17 protein-coding genes are annotated in these 18,652 nt (G+C 62.1%); 13 read left to right on the top strand and 4 right to left on the bottom strand.

Annotated elements, in window-relative coordinates; translation table 11 throughout:
• Positions 1-2: 2 nt before the first annotated feature.
• The 3 genes from FHX11_RS27310 to FHX11_RS27300 all read right to left on the bottom strand — a co-directional run bounded on the left by FHX11_RS27310 (position 3) and on the right by FHX11_RS27300 (position 3,407).
• Positions 3-1,589 (bottom strand): ABC transporter substrate-binding protein, encoded by a 1,587-nt coding sequence (locus FHX11_RS27310; RefSeq protein ID WP_184363733.1) that lies wholly within the window; start codon positions 1,587-1,589, stop codon positions 3-5.
• 73 nt (positions 1,590-1,662) lie between these two features.
• Positions 1,663-2,604 (bottom strand): dihydrodipicolinate synthase family protein, encoded by a 942-nt coding sequence (locus FHX11_RS27305; protein ID WP_184363729.1) that lies wholly within the window; start codon positions 2,602-2,604, stop codon positions 1,663-1,665.
• Positions 2,605-2,699: 95 nt separating this feature from the next.
• The gene (locus FHX11_RS27300; protein ID WP_184363978.1) at positions 2,700-3,407 is read right to left on the bottom strand and encodes a FadR/GntR family transcriptional regulator; all 708 of its coding nucleotides are present in this window, start codon (positions 3,405-3,407) and stop codon (positions 2,700-2,702) included.
• Between the two features lie 219 nt (positions 3,408-3,626).
• On the opposite strand from FHX11_RS27300, the gene FHX11_RS27295 reads away from it, so the two are divergent.
• The 8 genes from FHX11_RS27295 (at position 3,627) to FHX11_RS27260 (ending at position 12,782) form a co-directional block, all read left to right on the top strand.
• The gene (locus FHX11_RS27295) at positions 3,627-5,570 is read left to right on the top strand and encodes an ABC transporter substrate-binding protein (protein ID WP_184363726.1); all 1,944 of its coding nucleotides are present in this window, start codon (positions 3,627-3,629) and stop codon (positions 5,568-5,570) included.
• A gap of 124 nt (positions 5,571-5,694) precedes the next feature.
• Entirely contained in the window at positions 5,695-6,681 is a 987-nt protein-coding gene (locus FHX11_RS27290; protein WP_184363723.1) for an ABC transporter permease, read from the top strand.
• A gap of 9 nt (positions 6,682-6,690) precedes the next feature.
• Complete coding sequence (locus tag FHX11_RS27285) at positions 6,691-7,812, top strand: ABC transporter permease (protein WP_184363720.1); 1,122 nt, start codon at positions 6,691-6,693, stop codon at positions 7,810-7,812.
• Positions 7,813-7,819: 7 nt separating this feature from the next.
• Positions 7,820-9,544, top strand: coding sequence for an ABC transporter ATP-binding protein (locus FHX11_RS27280; protein ID WP_184363717.1), 1,725 nt, complete (start codon positions 7,820-7,822; stop codon positions 9,542-9,544).
• A 127-nt stretch (positions 9,545-9,671) separates the two neighbouring features.
• Positions 9,672-10,859: a galactarate dehydratase gene (locus FHX11_RS27275; RefSeq protein WP_184363714.1), complete on the top strand. Its 1,188-nt coding sequence runs from the start codon at positions 9,672-9,674 to the stop codon at positions 10,857-10,859.
• Between the two features lie 174 nt (positions 10,860-11,033).
• The gene (locus FHX11_RS27270; RefSeq protein ID WP_184363712.1) at positions 11,034-12,053 is read left to right on the top strand and encodes a GH25 family lysozyme; all 1,020 of its coding nucleotides are present in this window, start codon (positions 11,034-11,036) and stop codon (positions 12,051-12,053) included.
• A 112-nt stretch (positions 12,054-12,165) separates the two neighbouring features.
• On the top strand, positions 12,166-12,423 hold the full coding sequence (locus FHX11_RS27265) for a type II toxin-antitoxin system ParD family antitoxin (protein ID WP_184363708.1): 258 nt from the start codon (positions 12,166-12,168) through the stop codon (positions 12,421-12,423).
• 2 nt (positions 12,424-12,425) lie between these two features.
• Positions 12,426-12,782 carry a type II toxin-antitoxin system RelE/ParE family toxin gene (locus tag FHX11_RS27260; protein WP_184363705.1) on the top strand — a complete coding sequence of 119 codons (357 nt, stop codon included), beginning with the start codon at positions 12,426-12,428 and terminating at the stop codon, positions 12,780-12,782.
• A gap of 78 nt (positions 12,783-12,860) precedes the next feature.
• Here the strand turns inward: FHX11_RS27260 and FHX11_RS27255 are convergent, their stop codons facing one another.
• A complete protein-coding gene (locus FHX11_RS27255; protein ID WP_184363702.1) occupies positions 12,861-13,613 on the bottom strand; it encodes a GntR family transcriptional regulator in 753 nt (250 codons plus the stop codon).
• 207 nt (positions 13,614-13,820) lie between these two features.
• Between FHX11_RS27255 and FHX11_RS27250 the strand changes: the two genes are divergently transcribed.
• From FHX11_RS27250 to FHX11_RS27230, 5 genes are all read left to right on the top strand, one after another.
• The gene (locus FHX11_RS27250; protein WP_184363699.1) at positions 13,821-15,077 is read left to right on the top strand and encodes an ABC transporter substrate-binding protein; all 1,257 of its coding nucleotides are present in this window, start codon (positions 13,821-13,823) and stop codon (positions 15,075-15,077) included.
• A 105-nt stretch (positions 15,078-15,182) separates the two neighbouring features.
• The gene (locus FHX11_RS27245) at positions 15,183-16,301 is read left to right on the top strand and encodes an ABC transporter ATP-binding protein (RefSeq protein ID WP_184363697.1); all 1,119 of its coding nucleotides are present in this window, start codon (positions 15,183-15,185) and stop codon (positions 16,299-16,301) included.
• The gene (locus tag FHX11_RS27240) at positions 16,298-17,188 is read left to right on the top strand and encodes a sugar ABC transporter permease (RefSeq protein WP_184363694.1); all 891 of its coding nucleotides are present in this window, start codon (positions 16,298-16,300) and stop codon (positions 17,186-17,188) included. Before FHX11_RS27245 ends, FHX11_RS27240 begins: the two co-directional genes overlap by 4 nt.
• A gap of 5 nt (positions 17,189-17,193) precedes the next feature.
• The gene (locus FHX11_RS27235; protein ID WP_184363691.1) at positions 17,194-18,072 is read left to right on the top strand and encodes a carbohydrate ABC transporter permease; all 879 of its coding nucleotides are present in this window, start codon (positions 17,194-17,196) and stop codon (positions 18,070-18,072) included.
• Between the two features lie 18 nt (positions 18,073-18,090).
• Positions 18,091-18,591 carry a GNAT family N-acetyltransferase gene (locus tag FHX11_RS27230; RefSeq protein WP_184363688.1) on the top strand — a complete coding sequence of 167 codons (501 nt, stop codon included), beginning with the start codon at positions 18,091-18,093 and terminating at the stop codon, positions 18,589-18,591.
• Positions 18,592-18,652: the final 61 nt, after the last annotated feature.

Below are 18,652 nucleotides of genomic sequence, written 5' to 3'. Positions count from 1 at the left end.
CCTCACTCCTTCGTCACGTCATGCCAGCGCGTCGACCAGGTCGTATGCCCGTGATAGCCCTTGACGTTGGCGCGCATGACATAGGGATCGGTGCGCTGGAAGAAGATGACCAGCGGCGAGGCCATGCCGCTGTAGATGCCATCCATCTTCTCAAAGATTTCCGTGCGCTTGGCGGTATCGCGCTCCTTCATCGACTGATCGACAAGCGTGTTGAGGTCGTCCACCTTCATGCCGGCCCGCCAGAGATAATAGCTGCCGAGACGCGCCTCGTCGCTATTGTCGGGATTGTAGGCATATTGGGTGGCAACCGCGAAAGGATCGGGAAGCCTGGCACCGGAATTGCCGAGCAGGACCTCATATTTACGTTCGCGGAAAGCGGGAATGAATTCGCCCGGCACCAGATTGAGATCGATGCCGGCGGCGCGCGCGCTTGCCTGCAGCGCCTCGGTGAAAGGCAGGGTTGCCGCGCCGGACGGATTGAGCACCTTCTTCAGACCGTTCGGATAACCCGCCTCCGCCAGCAACTGCCTGGCCTTGGCCGGATCATAATCATAGCGCGACGTCGCATTGTCAGGCGCCCCGATCATCCCGCGCGGGATCATCGACTGCCACGGAAAACCGGTATAGCGCATGATGTTGTCGGAAATCGCCTTCCAGTCGAAGGCATGCTGGAACGCCTCGCGGACCTTGGGTTTCTGCAGGTCCGGGTCCTTCTGATTGAGGGCAATATAGTAAAAACCGAGGCCGGGCACATTGTCGATCACCACGGCCTTGTTGCTGGCCAGCGCGTCGAGATCGCCGCTTGAAAGATATTGCCCGACATCGACGTCGCCGGCTTCGATCTGTAGCCGCAGATTGCCCGATTCCGGGATATGGCGGGCCACCACGCGCGCCATGGCCGGCGCCCCGCCCCAGTAATTCTTGCGGGCATTGAAGATCGCAACGTCGTTCGGCCGCCATTGCGCCAGCGCGAACGGCCCGCTGCCGGCGGAATTGGCCGAAAGCCATGTACCACCGAAATCGCCATTGGCCTCATGCGACAGGGCCGTCTTCTTGTCGATGATACCGATCGACGAGCCGGCCAGGGAATAGAGCACGAGATCGGTATTGACGGCCTGCGGCAGCTCGATTTCCAGCGTGTGCGCATCCTTGGCGCGCACGAGCCTGTCGACGTTTTCAGTCGTAAATCCCCAGAGCGCGATATCGGTCGAGCCGACCTGTCCCATCTTGATGACGCGCTGGATCGACCAGGCGGCATCATCGGCCGTCACCGGATTGCCGCTCTGGAAGGTCGCATCGTCACGCAGCGCGAGCGTAATGATCTTGCCGTCCGGCGACACACTCCATTTGGTCGCCAGCATCGGTTTCAGCGTCTTGAGATCGTCCGGGGACAGCTGCACCAGATTGTCGTAGAGATTGGAGATCAGCTCGGAGACCGTGCGGGCATTGTTCTGCGCGGGATCGAGCGTGCGAATACCGGTAAGATTGGTGCCGATCACCAGCATGTTCGGTGGCGATGCCGCGAAGGACGGTTGGGCGACGGCCAGGGCCGCGGCTATTGCGGCCGACGTCAGTAGGCTTTTCAGCATATCAAGACCTCCCAATCTTGTCGTGCAGGCGATGCCCGCATGCCTCCTTTGAAACTGCTGGAATCGAGCGGGCTCAGCCCGCGGCCTGCGCGGCAGCCTGCCTCCCGGCCGTATCGCTCGACTGCCATTCCCGCAGCAGGCGATGCAGCTCCTCGCGATCCTTCTCATCGAGCTGAGGCAATCCCGGCACGCGCACGGGGCCGACATTCAGACCCGAATAGGTCACCGCCTCTTTGACCACGGTGACATTGGCGCCGTTGCGGAACTTCGTGCGCATACGCTCGAACGGCTCGAGCTTATTGACGATGGCACGGGCGGCGGCGAAATCGCCCCTGTCCAGCGCATCGAGGACGGCAAGCGACAGCTGCGGCGCCACATTGACGAGGCCGGAGGTGAAGCCGCGCGCACCGGCAGCCGTAAAGGTCGGCGCCCAGCTTTCGGCAAGACCACAGACGAAGAGCGCGCCGGCCGGGTCGGAGGCCGCGATGGCGCGCGACAGCAGCATCAGGTCGGTGGTGGCGAATTTGATGCCGGCGATATTGGCATGGCTGGAAAGCCGCACCATATCGTCGACGCTGAAGCCGTCTGCGCGCACATAGGCGACCAGCGGCAAAGGGGAGGCTTCGGCGAGATCGCAGAAATAGCCGATCTGGGCGGCGGGAGCCGCGAAGGGATCGACGGGCTGGTGCGACATGACGGCCGATGCGCCGATCGCCGCCGCGTCCCTGGCCATGGCGATCGCCTCGCGCAGCGACCTGCCGATCGCCGCCGTCACCGGCGCCTTGCCGGCAACGCCTGCGACCGCCGCCTCATGCACCTGGCGGATCTCGTAAGGCGTCAGGGCGTAGAACTCGCCGGTATTGCCCGCCGCAACGATATTGTGAATGCCGGCGGTCGCGACGCGGTCATAGACCTTCGCCGTGATCCCGGCATCGACCTCTCCCTTGGCGTCATAGGCCGTTACAGGAACACCCGACACGCCCTTGAGCGCCTGGCGCATGGTTGCGATGCTCATCTTCATCCCCTTGTTCCATCTCGATCAATCATTGACGCGGAGGACGACGGCACCGGCCGGAGCCGACAGCCGCATTGCCCTTCGCCAATTGTCCCTCACACCCCCTGGAACATGCGGGCGCGGGCGTTCAAAATATGCCTCTTCATCGCGTCATGCGCATCCGCCTCGCGCCGTGCCAGGATCGCCTCGACGATCACCGCATGCTCGTCCTGGACGCTGCGTATCTGCTCCTCCGTCCGCTTCAGGCTGAGGCTGCGCGTGACGGAATGACCGATGGCGAAATGCGGCCGAAACCATTCGCGCACCGTGATGTGAAACTGGTTTCCGGTCGCCATGGCGATTGCGTCGTGCAGGGCCTGATCTTCTTCCGCACCAAGCTTGCCGTCCCGCAGACACTGCTCGATATCGAGAAGTGCGGCCGTGATGCGCTCCTTGTCGGCCGGTTGCCAATTGCGGGCGGCAAGTTCCGCCGCTTCGGCCTCAAGGCCGGCGCGAAACTCGAAAAACCGCTGCACATCGGCAAGCGAACCGACCGGAACCATCTTCAGCATCGACGAATCCGGCCTCTGCCGCACATAGGAACCGGAACCCTTGCGCGAGACGATCAGACCATCGCTGCGCAAATGTTCCAGAGCCTCGCGAATGACCGGCCTTGAGGCCCCGAACATGACGGCAAGCTTTTCCTCCGACGGCAATCTTTCATTCACCGGGAAGTTTCCATCCGCAATCATGCCGACGATCCTCTCGTAGATGATGTCGCCGAAACGCGTCGCACCTGCGTCCGTATCCATGGCGGCCGGCAGTTTCATCCTCGTCCTTTTCCCCGCCGCCAGATGACGGCTTTCACCCCATTTCTTCAGGGCAAGGGCTACTAAATCTGTAAATATCTGTCAACTCTTGTAATTATCTGAGAACGTATCTATGGTCGCTTCCGGCGCCGGGAAAGGCGTTTTTGCGGCGAGTTGGGGAGCTTGTCGCGCCGGCAGGCAAATATGCGGCCGGCGTCAAACGGGAGGATATCGATGCGCGATGAAATACTGTCTCGCGGCGTGACACGACGCGCCGTTCTTGGCGGAATGGCCGGAGTGGCGGCCCTGTCTCTTGCCGGTCGGGCGGCAGCGGCAGCCGGCGGCGAAGCCCCGGCACTCGCCGAACTCGTCAAGGGTGGCAAGCTGCCACCGCTTGCCGATCGGCTGCCGAAAAAGCCGATGGTGGTCACCCCCTTCGAAAAGGTTGGCACCTATGGCGGCACGTTGCGGCGCGGTCTGCGCGGCTCGTCCGACCATAACGGCATCCTGCGCATGGTGGGCAATCAGAGCCTGGTGCGCTGGAACATGGAATTCACCAAGGTCCTGCCCAACCTCGCCGAGCGCTGGGAGGTCAACGACGACGCCTCGCAATTCACCTTCCATCTCATAGAAGGTGCGCGCTGGTCGGACGGCCATCCATTCACGGCCGACGATATCGTCTTCGCCATCGAGGACTGCGTGAAGAACAGCGAACTTTACAGCGCCACGCCGGCGCAGCTTTCGGTGGCCGGCAAGGCGGTCAATGTCGAGAAGATCGACGATTTCACGGTGAAATTCACCTTCGCCGCAGCCAACGCGCTCTATCTGGAGAATCTAGCCACACCGCTCGGGCAGCATCCGACGCTGTTTCCGAAGCATTATTGCAGCCAGTTCCTGCCGAAATACAATTCCAACATCGCCGAGGACGTGAAGAAGGCCGGCGTCAGCAGTTGGCCGGAGCTTTTCCGTGCACGCTGCGGCGATATCGAGATCCCGTCACGCTGGGGCAATCCCGACAAGCCGACGCTCGATCCATGGGTCATCAAGGAGCCCTATAGCGGCGGCGCGACGCGCGTCGTCATGACCCGCAATCCGTATTTCTGGCAGGTCGACACCGAGGGCAACCAGCTTCCCTATATCGATGAGCTCAACTTCAGCATTTCGCAGGATGTCGAATCGCTGATGCTGAACGTCATCTCCGGCAAGATCGACATTCAGGAGCGCCATATCAGCGTGCTGGCGAACAAGCCGACGCTCTCGCAGAACATGAAGAAAGGCGACTATCGCCTCCTGACGCTTGTGCCTTCCACCTCGCAGCAATGCCAGATCTATTTCAACATGACCCACAAAGATCCGGCCATGCGCAAGATGTTTGTGGACAAATCGGTGCGTCAGGCACTGTCGCTCGGCATCAACCGACAGGAAGTGATCGACATCGTCTATTTCGGTCAGAGCCAAGGCTATCAGGCCGGGCCGCGCCCGGAACATCCGTGGTATCACGAAAAGCTCGCACGGCAGTTCACCGAATACGATCCCGACAAGGCTGGCGCCTTGCTGGACAAAGCGGGCTACGACAAGAAGGACGCCAACGGCTTCCGCCTCAGGCCGGACGGACAGAAAGTCTTCTTCGCCGTCGACGTCATCCCCACGCTCTATCCCGACCTCGTCGACGCGCTGGAGCTGGTCAAGGCACATTGGGCGCAGATCGGCGTCGACATGAAGGTCAACACGATCGAGCGCGCGCTCTATTACACGCGCGGCGACGACAATGCCCATGACGCGCAGGTCTGGCCAGGCCCCGGAGGCCTCGATCCGATGCTCGACCCGCGTGACTTCTTCGCCTTCCATCCGCAGGGCTCGCGCTATGCCATTCCCTGGGCCCTCTGGTACACCTCGAACGGCAAGAAGGGCGAGGAACCGCCGGAAAGCCAGAAGAAGCGCATGAAGCTCTTCGACGATGCCCGCTCCACAGCCGACCTCGACAAGCGCGGTGCGGTCATGAAACAGATCTTCGATATCGCCGCGGACGAATTCGAGACCGTCGGGCTTTGCCTTGCGGTCGGCGGCTTCGGCATCATCCGCAACAATCTGCGCAACGTCCCGGAAAAGGAACCGGACAGCTGGTCCTGGCCGAATCCGGGACCGGCGCTGCCGCAGCAATTCACCTTCACGAGCTGATCCAGCCGGTTCGGCGCCGCCCCATGGGCGGCGCTCCCCTCAAGCGCGCCGCTCTCGACGCGAGCGATGGGTCCTTCCCCTCCCACGCAAAGAGCGGCGTTCCCTACACGGATAAGGACGCTTCATGCTGGTCTTCATCTCCAAACGGCTTCTGTGGATGATCCCATCCCTTTTTGCCATCAGCTTCCTGGCCTTCGTGCTGATCCAGCTGCCGCCGGGCGATTATGTGACGACCTACATCGCTACCCTCGCCTCCTCGAACGAGGTCGTCGATCAGAACACGGCGGCGCAACTGCGCGAGCGCTTCGGCCTCGATCAGCCGATGATCATCCAATATCTCAAATGGATGTGGGGTATCCTGTCACGCGGCGATTTCGGCATCTCCTTCGAATGGCAGCAGCCGGTCTCGGGACTGATCTGGGAGCGCATGGCGCTGACGCTGGTGCTGGCGCTGGCAACATTGATCGCCACCTGGGCGATCGCCCTGCCGATCGGCGTCTATTCCGCCGTGAAGAAATATTCGATCGGCGATTATCTCTTCACCGCCTTCACCTTCCTTGGCCTCGCCATTCCCTCTTTCCTGCTGGCGCTGGTCTTGATGTACGTCGCGGCAGTCGAGTTCGGCCAGGATGTCGGCGGCCTGTTTTCCTCCGAATTCGAGACGGCGCCCTGGAGCATCGCCAAGATGGTCGACCTCCTGAAGCATCTGTGGCTGCCGGTCATCATCCTGGCCGTATCCTCGACCGCGAGCCTGATCCGCGTCATGCGCGCCAACATGCTCGACGAGCTGCCGAAGCCCTATGTCACCACGGCGCGGGCAAAGGGCCTCTCCGAGTTCCGCCTGCTGATGAAGTACCCGCTGCGCATCGCGCTCAACCCCTTCATCTCGACGATCGCCTGGCTGCTGCCGAACCTGATCTCCGGCTCCGTCGTCGTCGCCATCGTCCTCAATCTGCCGACGGCGGCGCCGCTGCTGCTGCAGGCGCTGATGGCGCAGGACATGTATCTCGCCGGTGCCTTCGTGCTGCTGATCTGCGCGCTGACGCTGATCGGCTCGCTGATCAGCGACATCCTGCTGGCGCTCGTCGACCCCCGAATCCGGTTGGAATAGGAGCCGCCCATGGCCGACATATCCGTCACAAACCTGCGTCCCGACCGCGCAGCCGTCGCCTCGCAATGGCAGCTCATCTGGTGGGCCTTCCGCCGCCACCGGCTTGCCATGGTGGCCCTCTTCGTCACGGTGGCGATGTATATCGTCGCCCTCGTCCCCGGCTTCTTCGCCATCAACGATCCATACCTGCAGAATGCGCGGGCAACCTTCCACCCGCCGCAAAGGCTGCATTTCATCGATACCGACAATGGCTTCTCCCTTGGCCTGCACTATTATCCACTGAAGCTGACGCGCGATCCGGAGACACTGGCGGCGATCTTCAAGGAGGATACGACGAAGCGGGTGGCCGTTACCCTCTTCGGCCGCGGCTACGAATATTCCGTGTTCGGGCTCTTCAACAGCAATATCCACCTGCTCACCTCGACCGATAAATCCACGCCGCTGCTGCTGTTCGGGGCCGACCGGCTCGGGCGCGACGTCTTCAGCCGCACGGTCCAGGGCGCGCAGGTCTCACTGTCGATCGGCCTCGTCGGCGTCTTCCTGTCGTTGCTGCTCGGCGTCGTGCTCGGCGGCATTTCGGGCTATTACGGCGGCCGGATCGACTTCTTCATGCAGCGTCTGATCGATTTCGTCCTGTCGCTGCCGACGATCCCGATCTGGCTCGCCATGGCCGCGGCTCTGCCGCAGGGCTGGCCCGCGACGCTGCAATATATGATGATCACCATCATCCTGTCCTTGACCGGCTGGGCGCAGCTCGCCCGCGTCGTCCGCGGCCGCTTCCTGTCGCTGCGCACCGAGGAATTCGTGGCCGCCGCCAGGCTCGACGGTGCACGCGAGAGCCGCATCATCTTCCGCCACATGCTGCCGAGCTTCGCCAGCCATATCATCGCCTCGATCACGCTCGCCGTGCCGGCGATGATCCTTGCCGAGACGTCGCTCTCCTTCCTGGGGCTTGGCCTGCAGCCGCCGACCATCTCCTGGGGCGTGCTCTTGCGCGAGGCGCAGAACATCCGCTCGATCGCGACCGCGCCTTGGCTCTTCCTGCCGGGCCTTGCAGTCGTCGTCGCCGTCATGGCGCTCAACCTTCTCGGCGATGGCCTGCGCGATGCGGCCGACCCCTACAACAAATGAGGCCGGCATGACCGATATCATTTCCATGACCGGCGGCAGGCCGCTCCTGCAGGTGAAGAACCTGACGGTCGACTTTCCCCTGCGCACGGGCATATTCCGGGCGGTCGATAACCTTTCCTTCGCCATCGAACCGGGCAAGACGCTCTGCGTCGTCGGAGAAAGCGGATCGGGCAAGTCGGTGACGGCGCGCTCGATCCTGCAGATCGTCGATGCGCCCGGACGTATTACCAACGGATCGATCGTCCTCAACGGTTCGGACGGAAGCTCCATCGATCTCGTCAGCCTCAATCCGCGCGGCCGCCAGATCCGCGCCATTCGTGGCCGCGACATCGCCATGATCTTCCAGGAGCCGATGGCGTCCCTTTCGCCTGTCCACACGGTCGGCGACCAGATCATGGAAGCGCTTCGCCTGCATACCAGGATGAGCAAGGTGCAGGCACGCGCCGAGGCGATCTCCCTGCTCGGACAGGTGGAAATCCCCTCGCCGGAAAAGGCCGTCGACCGCTACGCCTTCCAATATTCCGGCGGCATGCGCCAGCGCGCCATGATCGCCATGGCGCTCGCCTGCAAGCCGCAGCTCCTGATCGCCGACGAACCGACGACCGCGCTCGACGTCACCACGCAGGCGGAAATCCTCGACCTGATTGCCCGGCTACAGAAGGCCAACGGCATGGCGGTGCTCTTCATCACCCATGACATGGGCGTGGTGGCACAGATCGCCGACGACGTGCTCGTCATGCACAACGGCGTCGCCAAGGAATACGGCCCGGTCGAGCAAATATTCCATGCTCCGAAGGACGACTATACGCGCATGCTGATCGGCTCGGTCCTGAAACTGGAGAGCAAGGCCGAGATCAGGCTGGCGCGGCCGCCGCTCGATACGGCAGCCGCTCCTATTCTCGAGCTCCGCAACGTGTCGATGGCCTTCGGCGAGGTCAAGGCGCTCAACGATGTGTCGATTGCGCTGAGGCCGGGCGAGACGCTCGGTATCGTCGGTGAAAGCGGCTCCGGCAAGACGACGATGGGGCGATCCATCATGCGTCTCATCGATCCGAGCGGTGGCGAGATCCTGTATCGTCGCGCGGACGGCGACCTCATCGATCTGGCGACGGCCAAGGGGCCGGTTCTGGCGGCGGCGCGGCGCGAATTGCGCATGGTGTTCCAGGACCCCTTCGGCTCGCTCAACCCGCGCATGACTGTCTCGCAGATCATAGGCGAGCCGCTGCTCGTCAACGGCATCGCCAAGGGCCGTGCTCTGGATGAACGCGTCTGCCAGCTGATGGAACAGGTCGGCCTCGATCCGCGAGCGCGCGAGCGTTATCCGCATGCCTTTTCCGGCGGCCAGCGGCAGCGCATCGGCATCGCCCGCGCCATCACCCTCAAGCCGCGCATCATCGTCGCCGACGAGGCGACGTCGGCGCTCGATGTTTCCGTCCGTTCGCAGGTGCTCGATCTGCTGATGCGCCTGCAGGACGAACTCGGCCTCGCCTATATCTTCATCAGTCACGACATCGGCGTCATCCGCTACATGTGTGACCGCGTCGGCGTGATGTACAAGGGCCGCCTCGTCGAGGTGGGAGAGGCCGACAAGGTCTGCAACGCGCCGGAGCACGCCTATACCCAGGCTCTCCTCTCGACCATTCCGCGCCCCGACCCACGCGATCGGGATCGCTCGCGCCGCTTCCGCTACGTCGAACCGGACCTGTTGAAGAACGGAAGCGCGGCGCGATGAAAATCCGGCGACCATACGCGCCTTTTGCCCATATCGGCTCTTCGACACGCAAGCCGGCATTGGGCATTCCCATGTGCGGAGGCACCTCCCGCGCCGCACGCATATCAAGCAATGGAAGGACAGACAGATGAAGATTGACCGCATGCGGGTTTTCGTGACCCGCGACAAGGACCGCCCGCGCGTCATCGTCGCGCTCGATACGGATGACGGGCTGACTGGCTGGGGCGAGTGCTACAATCACGGCCCCGACAAGGCGCTGCCGCCCATTCTGGACTATCTCTACGGCTTCCTGTCCGGGCAGGACCCGACCCGCGTCGACTATCTGGTGAACCTGCTCATCCAGCAAAGCCGCTTCCCGCCCGGCGCGCTCGGCCTTTCCGCAATCTCGGCGCTCGACCATTGCCTGTGGGACCTTGCCGCCAAGGCCGCGAATGTCCCCGTCTACAAGCTGCTGGGCGGTGCCGTGCGTGACCGCATCAAGGTCTATGCCGGCGTCTATACCGCGCCGGATGCGCCGGCGGCCCGCGACGAGTTTGATCGGCTGAACGCCGAATGGGGCTTTAGCGCCTTCAAGCTCAGCCCCTGGCGCGTCGACATCCACGCCCATCGCTGGGGCAATGTCGTCAAGGCGTCGGCGGATTATTTCCGCTCGCTGCGCGAAACCGTGCGCGACGACTACGAGATCGCCTTCGATGCGCATGCGCAGATTTTCGAGCCCGTCGCCGCAAGACAGCTCGGCAATGCGCTGGCCCCCTACGATCCGCTGTTCTACGAAGAGCCGCTGCGGCCGGAAAACATCGATATGTGGGGAGATCTGAAGCAGGGGTTGAATTGCGTGCTGGCGACCGGCGAGTCGCTCTATAATCGCAACGAATTCCTGCGGCTCCTGCAGGTCAAGGGTGCCGACCTGATCCAGCCCGACATCTGCGTCGTCGGCGGCATCAGCGAAATGCGGCGCATTGCGACGCTGGCCGAAGCCTATTTCGTCGGCGTCGCGCCGCACAATCCGATGGGACCGCTGGCAACCGCCGTCAACGTCCATTTCTCGGCCGCCACCCAGAACTTCCGCATTCTCGAATACCGGCTGCCGAAGGGCCAGGCCTATGTCTATGGCGGCAACGATATCGAGAAGCGGCAGGGCGAAACGCGCTATGTCGTCGACCCCTATCTGCCGAAGGACGGCTATCTCGAGCTTCGTCCCGACCGGCCCGGCTGGGGCGTCGAGATGGATGAAAAGGCCATGGAAGAGGAAGGCTACATTCACTGGCAGCGCCGCGTTCCCAAGCGTCCCGACGGCTCCTACGCCTTCGCCTGATGAACAGAAAGGGCCGGCATGTGGCCTTCATCACACATCCCGGCCCCTTTGCGATAAGATCGCGCTGTAAAGATTGCATTTAGTCTTTTTTGGTAATTGTCCGTTAGCAATTCAAGCTGGTGAACTTTCAGCGGCATGGAACGCTGTCGATTCTTGTTTTGCGTGCGGGCTCCTATGCGTCTATCGGCTGTGTCAGCAACTTTTCTCGCCTCCCTGGTCCTCTCGGGCTGCAGCACCAGTTCCGGTGCCGACGAGATCGCAAGCGGGCTGCCGTCGCGCGAGACGACCAGCTCCATTTCCAATGGCCCCGTACCCGCCGTCAGCATCGGCGACGTGATTGCCCAGGCGGAACGGCAGCAGGATATGTCGGTCACCACGGCGCCCCGGCCGCAGGCATTCGTGCCCATCACCAAGACCACCGGCATGCCGCTGCCGACGGAGCGCCCGGTCGCCATGCTCATGCCGACCAACCCAAGCGTCGGCGCCATGCCGCGGGAACGCTCGCAGGTCTATAGCCGACGGTTCCGCGATGCCAAGCCGATCAATTTCGGCCGCGCCTCCTCGCCCAGAAATCTTGCCGTTCACGGCGTCGACGTCTCGCGCTGGCAGGGCGACATCGACTGGCAGACACTGCGCACGCAGGGTGCCAACTTCGTCTATATCAAGGCAACCGATGGCGGCGATCATCTCGATCCGATGTTCAAGCAGAACTGGCGCGGCGCCAAGGAAGCCGGGCTGAAGCACGGCGCCTATCATTTCTTCTATTGGTGCAGAACGGGCGCCGAACAGGCAGACTGGTTCATCCGCAACGTTCCAAAGGAAGCAGGCGCGCTGCCGCCGGTCATCGATGTCGAATGGAACGGGGAATCGAGCTGCAAGCAGCGCGTCTCCCGCGCGCGGGTGCTCGAAAAGATGCAGGCTTTCATGGACAAGCTGGAACGCCACTACGGCCAGCGTCCGATCATCTACACCGCGCCGGATTTCTATCGCGACAATCTGAGGGGCGAGTTCCTCAACTACCACTTCTGGCTCCGCGCGGTTGCCGAGCATCCCATGAAGGTCTATCCGGGACGCAAATGGCTCTTCTGGCAATATTCCGGGTCCGGCCTGTCGCAAGGCGTGGAGGGCCGCATCGATCTCAATGCCTTCCATGGCAGCGAGGACGAATGGCACGATTGGGTCGCGTCGAACTGAGTTGGGCCATCACCGCCTGCAGCGGGCGAATGCGATGCGATCGTCCAGCTGTCGCAAATATTGACATATTCTGCTACACATTCCATGAATTATGGAAAAGGAAGGATATGCAATGGCATCGGAAAGCATTCATGTCCGGGTTGGCGGACCGCTTCAGGCGCATATCCAGCAGCAAATCGGCGAGAACGGCCTTTACGAGAATGCCAGTGAGTACATCCGGGCGCTCATCCGTAAGGATCTTGAGGGCCAGGATGAGGCTTGGGCGTGGCTGCGCAGGCAGTTGGAACCGGCCCTTCGGGCGGACGAGAGCGAGTTCAAGACAGTTTCAGCTGACGACGTGATCCGACGGAACCAGAATCAAAGCCGCTGAACATGGCCGGATATCTCTTTTATCCGACCGCGGATGCTGCCCAGGATCGCATCTGGAAGGATACGGTTGCGACCTGGGGCGAGCAGCAAGCTGTAAACTATATTCGCGGTCTGCACGCCCATTTGCAAAAACTCTCCGAAACCCGCGCCCTTTGGCGCCGGTTGCCAGGCACTCTCATCATCCCTGCCGACCTCCGACTTGAGGCCTATTTCAGCCGCTACGAGCGGCATTACGTGTTTTTCCGGATACTTCCGAGCGGCAAGATCGGCATCATGAGCCTCCTGCATGATCGAATGGACCTACCCGTTCGGCTTGCAGAAGATCTAAGCTCACTCGCGTCGCGCCCAATTGACGAATAGTCTCCAACGGACCCCACTTCTCATTCGGCCTCCAACGACGGCGGGCACGCGCTAGTATCACCCTCCCAAATAACCGCCCTAATACTGCGTAAAATCCCCCGTCTCCGACTGCAGCAACGTCAGTGGATAGCGGGCGGGATGATGGACGAGTGCCGTCATGTTGACGGGCCTGTTGCGATCGTCGAAGGCGATCTGGTCGACGGTCAGGACGGCGGCCGGCGGCGACAGCTCCAGGATCTCAGCCTCTTCGTCGGTGGCGATACGGGCGCTGAGCGTCGTCTGACCGCGCTTCGGATAGATCCCGTAGCGCTCGCGCAGCTCCTCATAAAGCGAGCGGTTGGCGACGCCCCAGTCGAGGTCGAGAAGCCCGGCGACTCGGGCGGCCGGAATCCAGTCTGTCTGGATGACCGCCGGTATATTATCGAGCAGGCGAAGTCTGGACAGCACGATGACCTCGGCGCCGGGCGCGAGAAACAGCGGCCGGCTGATATCGAGCGGCGCGCGCACGATGCTGGCTTCGATCAGCCGGTGGCCGGGATTGCGGCCATTGGCCAGCGCGGTGCTGGTAAAGCTCTTCAAGACCTGCAGCTCGAAGCCGCTGCCGCGCTCGGTGACGTAGAGCCCCTTGCCCGGCTGGCTCTGGACGACGCCCTGCTGGATCAGCTCGCGGATCGCATGACGAACGGTGATGCGGCTGACATCGTAGAGGTCGACGAGTTCCCGCTCGGATGGCAGCTTGCCGCGTAGCGGAAGCTTGCCGTCGCGGATGGAGGCCAGCAAGGCTTCATAGACTTGCTTGTGCAGCGGGCGCGGATCGCCTCGATCAACCATTGCCTGTGTTTCAATCAATGTGTCCCTGCTCTGGCGTGTATTCAACTGCCGCTTCCCTCACGACCTCATCCGGGTCTTCACCATCATTGACGCAAATCTCTTGAAAGTCCATGTTGACATGACTGGTCATAACCAGTCCTATTGTCTTCAAGGAACCGAAGAGTTCCGTCCGATGCCGAAGCACTATCACAATCAAGGGAACACTTCATGTTTAAGAAAAGTATTGCCGCCCTCTCGCTCCTGGCCGGTCTCTGGACGGTCTCGGCCCATGCCGAGACGATTTCCGTCTTCTGCGCCCCGACGGAGTTCGAACTGTGCACCAACGTCGCCAATGCCTGGAAGGAAAAGACGGGCAATGAGGCAAAGATCAACAAGATGCCGGCCCTGCTGGACGATGCGATCCCGCTTTACCAACAGTTGCTTGCCGCGAAATCGAAAGACATCGACGTCCTGTTTCTCGACGTCATCTGGCTTGGCATGTTCAAGAGCAACCTGCTCGACCTCAAGACGCTGATCCCGCAGGCCGATCAGGACAAGCATTTTGCCTCGACGCTCAATGCCGCCAAGCTCAACGGCAATCTTATCGCCATGCCCGCCTATATGGACGTCGGGCTGATGTTCTATCGCAAGGACCTGCTGGAGAAATACGGCAAGCAGCCACCCAAGACCTGGGACGAACTGGCGGCCACCGCCAAGGAGATTCAGGACAAGGAACGCGCCGCCGGCAAGGGCGACATGTGGGGTTACGTCTGGCAGGCCAAGAGCTATGAGGGCCTGACCTGCGACGCGATCGAAGTCGTTGCCTCCAATGGCGGCGGCACGATCATTTCCGACGATGGCAAGGTGACGATCGACAATCCGCAGGCCGCCGAAGCGATCGGCAAGGCCAAGGGCTGGATCGGCTCGATCAGCCCCGAGGGCGTGCTGAACTATGACGAGGAAGCCTCGCGGGCGATCTTCGAATCCGGCAATGCGGTCTTCCACCGCAACTGGCCCTATGTCTGGGGAACCTCGCACCAGACGGGCAGCGCCATCGTCGACAAGGTTGGCGTCATGCCACTGCCGGTTGGCAAGGAAGGACAGAAGTCGAGCGGCTGCCTGGGGCCGATGTATTACGGCGTGTCGAAATACAGCGCCAAGCCGCAGGTTGCCGCCGATTTCGTCAACTTCATCACCGGACCGGAGATGCAGAAGATGCGGGCGATCCAGGCCGCGGTCAATCCGTCCATTCCGGCGCTCTATAGCGATCCGGAGATCCTGGCGAAGATCCCGTTCCTGAAAGACAATCAGCAGGCCTTTGCCGACAGCGCCGTGCGCCCCTCCGGCTATACCGGCACCAGCTACAACCGCGTCTCGCAGGCCTTTTATCGCTCTGTCCACGACATGCTTTCGGGCGGCACCGATATCAAGTCGGGTCTGACCTCGCTTGCCGGACGGCTGGAAAAGCTCAAGGAAAGCCGCTGACGAGGCCTTGAACGCCGGCGGGGACCACTCCGCCGGCTCGCGCCGCTGTCTCGCCGCCGCTCAAAGAGGCGGCGAGCCTCCTGTTGTCCTAGGCCCGGGTGTAAAATGGCATCGGTTTCGCTCGAATCCGTTTCGAAAAGCTTTGGTACGCATACCGTCATTCAAGACGTCAATCTTCAGATCAACGATGGCGAATTCGTCGTCTTCGTCGGCCCCTCCGGCTGCGGCAAGTCGACCCTCCTGCGCATCGTCGCCGGTCTGATCTCGGCTTCCAAAGGCATCGTTAGCATCGGAGGCGACGATGTCACCGATGTGCCGGCCTCGCAACGCGGTGTGGCCTTCGTCTTCCAGTCCTATGCGCTTTATCCGCATATGAGCGTGGCCCGCAACATCGGTTTTGCCCTCGAAACGCTGGGGCTGAAGCGCGACGCGATCGCCCAGAAGGTCTCCGCCGTCGCGCGCATGCTCAAGGTCGACCATTTGCTCGAGCGCCGTCCCAGGGAATTGTCCGGCGGTCAGCGCCAGCGCGTGGCGATCGGTCGGGCTCTGGTGCGTCAGCCGGAGATATTCTTGTTCGACGAGCCGCTGTCGAATCTCGATTCGGACCTGCGCATGGAGATGCGCATGGAGATCGCCAAGCTGCACGACGATCTCAAGACCACCATGATCTACGTGACGCACGATCAGTCCGAAGCCATGACTCTAGCCGACCGGATCGTCGTCCTCAATCACGGCCGCATCGAACAGGTTGGAACGCCGAAGCAGCTCTATCACGCACCGGACAATCGCTTCGTGGCGGGTTTCATCGGCAGCCCGCGTATGAACTTCGTGCCCGTCACCATGCGCCAGGCCGCCGGCGCCGGCCGCATCGAGGGTCCGGGCGGCCTCTCCTTGAGCGCCTCGATGCAAACCTCCTCCGAGCCTGTCGCCGAGATCGGCATTCGTCCGGAGGCGCTGCGCCTAGTGGCGGCGGACAAGGGCCGCATCACCTGCACGCTGGAGCGCATCGAGGATCTCGGCCATGAGCATTTCGGCTATTGCCGCATCGCCGACGACGTGATCTGGGTGATCCGGCTCGCAACGGCGCCGGAACACGATCTCATCGGCACGCGCGTGGGCCTCGATTTTTCGGAAGCCGCCGTCTTCGTCTTCGATGCCAATGGCAAACGCCTGACCGTAAACCATCCCTCCGTCGTCAAGGCAATCGAGGGGACGGGTCGATGAGCGCGCGACTTGCCCGCCGAGATCACAGGGCCGCATGGCTTTTTCTCATTCCCATCATCGCGGTGATGCTGGCGGTGGCCCTCTGGCCACTCGCCCGCACCTTCTTCTTTGCCTTCACCGACGCCTATCTCGACAATCCCACCGCCTATTCCATGGTCGGTATCGGTAATTTCATCGAGGTCATCCAGGATCCCGGCTGGTGGATCGCGGTCAAGAATACCCTCATCTTCACGGTGATTTCCGTCGCGATCGAAACGGTTCTCGGCCTTGCGATCGCGCTTCTCGTCAACCAGGCAATCCCCGGCCGGGGGCTTGCACGCGCCGCCATTCTCGTTCCCTGGGCCATTCCCGTGGTGGTTTCCACCAAGATCTGGGAATGGATGCTCAACGACCAGTTCGGCGTCATCAACAAGATCCTGATCGAACTCGGCCTGATCGACCATGGTGTCGCCTGGACGGCGAACAGCTCGCTGATCATGGGGGTCGTCATCTTCGTCGACGTGTGGATGACCACGCCCTTCATGGTGCTTCTGATCCTTGCCGGCCTGCAGCTCATCTCCGCGGAGATTTTCGAGGCCGCCGAAGTGGATGGCATCCCGGCTTGGAAGCGCTTCTGGTCGATCACCCTGCCGATGCTGCGGCCGGCCATCGGCGTGGCCGTGCTGTTTCGCGTGCTCGACGCGCTTCGCATGTTCGACCTCGCCTATGTCATGGCCGCCAGCAACGAGAATGTCATGACGGTATCGATCTACGCCCGCGACAGGCTGATCAGCTTCCAGGAACTCGGCATCGGCTCGGCCGCTTCGACCTGGGTTTTCCTGCTGGTCGCGCTGGTCGCAATCATCATCATCGGGGTGCTTCGCCTCGACCGGGCAGCGGGGCATTGACGCCGATGGCAGACGCAATCATTCAAAGACCAAGACGCAAATCGGCGTCCTATTACCGGCTCAGGCGGCGGCTCATCCAGGGCTTGCAGGGCGGCGCACTTCTGCTCGTGCTCGCCTATACGCTCTTTCCCTATTACTGGGCCTTCGTCTCCTCGACCAAGCAGGGTGCTGCCCTCTATCGGTCGGCGCTGCTGCCGGCCCTCGATTTTACCTATTATCGGCAATTGCTCGACAATCCGGTGTTCATGGGCTCGTTGCTCAACTCCGCCTATGTCGCCACGGCGACGACGCTGCTGTCGCTCGTCATCGGTCTCAGCGCCGCCTATGCGCTCGGCCGCATCGATTTTCCGCAGCGGCGGGCGGTGCTGATGATCGTGCTGATGGTGTCGATCTTTCCGCAGGTCGTGGTGCTGTCGGGCATGTTCGAACTGATCAACTGGATGGGGCTCTTCAACCGCCCGAGCGCGCTGGTCCTCACCTATCTGCTGTCGACCGTGCCGTTCACCACCTGGATTCTCACCACCTTCATCCGCGAGTTTCCGCGCGAGCTCGAGGAGGCGGCGATCATCGACGGCTGCTCGCATTTCCGCATCCTGATGAAGATCCTGCTGCCGCTGATGGGGCCGTCGCTCGCCAGCACCGGCATCCTTGCCTTCATCCTGGCCTGGAACGAATTCCTCTTCGCCCTCACCTTCATCCTCACCGACGAGAACCGCACCGTCCCGGTCGCCATCGGCCTGATTGCCGGCAACAGCCGCTACGAATATCCTTTCGGGCAGATCATGGCCGCTTCCATCACCGTGACGCTACCGCTCATCCTCGTGGTCCTGCTCTTCCAGAGACGGATCGTCGCCGGCCTGACGGCGGGCGCAGTGAAAGGGTGACGAGACAAGGACATATCCATGGACATGCTTGTGAGACTCTACGATCTGAAGCCGGACCCAGCTCTCCAGAAGCGCATGGACGGCGAAGGGATCGTCATCCGCCGGGTGCTGGCGCCCGAACTCAAGGCGCTGACCGCCTGGATCGAACCGCTGTTCGGCGCCGGCTGGGCGGCGGAGGCCACAGTGGCCACCATGCGCCAGCCGCCCTCCTGCTTCATTGCCGTCAAGGATGATGCCCTCATCGGCTTCGCATGCCATGAGGCGACCGCCAAGGGCTTCTTCGGCCCGACGGGCGTCGATCCCGTCATGCGCGGCAAGGGTGTCGGCCATGCCCTGCTGCTGACCACGCTTCTGGACATGCACGCCCAGGGCTATGCCTATGGCGTCATCGGCGGTGCCGGCCCGATGGAATTCTATCGCCGTAGCGTCGGCGCCATCCCCATCGAAGGCTCCGTGCCCGGCATTTATCGCGGCATGCTGCCGCTCGCCAATCCAAGCGAAGTGTCGGAGTCCGGCTGACGCCACCAAAACAGTAAATGCAAACGCCGCCTGGACATCTCTCATCCAGGCGGCGTTTTTT

Source organism: Rhizobium sp. BK602, assembly GCF_014195095.1.
Classification (GTDB): domain Bacteria; phylum Pseudomonadota; class Alphaproteobacteria; order Rhizobiales; family Rhizobiaceae; genus Rhizobium.
This window is presented reverse-complemented; position numbering and strand designations above follow the sequence as displayed.

What these genes read in the sequence shown, in the direction of transcription:
- FHX11_RS27245 (WP_184363697.1), top strand. Translation starts at nt 15,183, where the DNA reads ATGGCATCGGTTTCGCTCGAATCCGTTTCGAAAAGCTTTGGTACGCAT.
- FHX11_RS27270 (WP_184363712.1), top strand. Translation starts at nt 11,034, where the DNA reads ATGCGTCTATCGGCTGTGTCAGCAACTTTTCTCGCCTCCCTGGTCCTC.
- FHX11_RS27295 (WP_184363726.1), top strand. Translation starts at nt 3,627, where the DNA reads ATGCGCGATGAAATACTGTCTCGCGGCGTGACACGACGCGCCGTTCTT.
- FHX11_RS27240 (WP_184363694.1), top strand. Translation starts at nt 16,298, where the DNA reads ATGAGCGCGCGACTTGCCCGCCGAGATCACAGGGCCGCATGGCTTTTT.
- FHX11_RS27250 (WP_184363699.1), top strand. Translation starts at nt 13,821, where the DNA reads ATGTTTAAGAAAAGTATTGCCGCCCTCTCGCTCCTGGCCGGTCTCTGG.
- FHX11_RS27230 (WP_184363688.1), top strand. Translation starts at nt 18,091, where the DNA reads ATGGACATGCTTGTGAGACTCTACGATCTGAAGCCGGACCCAGCTCTC.
- FHX11_RS27260 (WP_184363705.1), top strand. Translation starts at nt 12,426, where the DNA reads ATGGCCGGATATCTCTTTTATCCGACCGCGGATGCTGCCCAGGATCGC.
- FHX11_RS27280 (WP_184363717.1), top strand. Translation starts at nt 7,820, where the DNA reads ATGACCGATATCATTTCCATGACCGGCGGCAGGCCGCTCCTGCAGGTG.
- FHX11_RS27310 (WP_184363733.1), bottom strand. Translation starts at nt 1,589, where the DNA reads ATGCTGAAAAGCCTACTGACGTCGGCCGCAATAGCCGCGGCCCTGGCC.
- FHX11_RS27305 (WP_184363729.1), bottom strand. Translation starts at nt 2,604, where the DNA reads ATGAGCATCGCAACCATGCGCCAGGCGCTCAAGGGCGTGTCGGGTGTT.
- FHX11_RS27275 (WP_184363714.1), top strand. Translation starts at nt 9,672, where the DNA reads ATGAAGATTGACCGCATGCGGGTTTTCGTGACCCGCGACAAGGACCGC.
- FHX11_RS27255 (WP_184363702.1), bottom strand. Translation starts at nt 13,613, where the DNA reads ATGGTTGATCGAGGCGATCCGCGCCCGCTGCACAAGCAAGTCTATGAA.
- FHX11_RS27285 (WP_184363720.1), top strand. Translation starts at nt 6,691, where the DNA reads ATGGCCGACATATCCGTCACAAACCTGCGTCCCGACCGCGCAGCCGTC.
- FHX11_RS27290 (WP_184363723.1), top strand. Translation starts at nt 5,695, where the DNA reads ATGCTGGTCTTCATCTCCAAACGGCTTCTGTGGATGATCCCATCCCTT.
- FHX11_RS27265 (WP_184363708.1), top strand. Translation starts at nt 12,166, where the DNA reads ATGGCATCGGAAAGCATTCATGTCCGGGTTGGCGGACCGCTTCAGGCG.
- FHX11_RS27235 (WP_184363691.1), top strand. Translation starts at nt 17,194, where the DNA reads ATGGCAGACGCAATCATTCAAAGACCAAGACGCAAATCGGCGTCCTAT.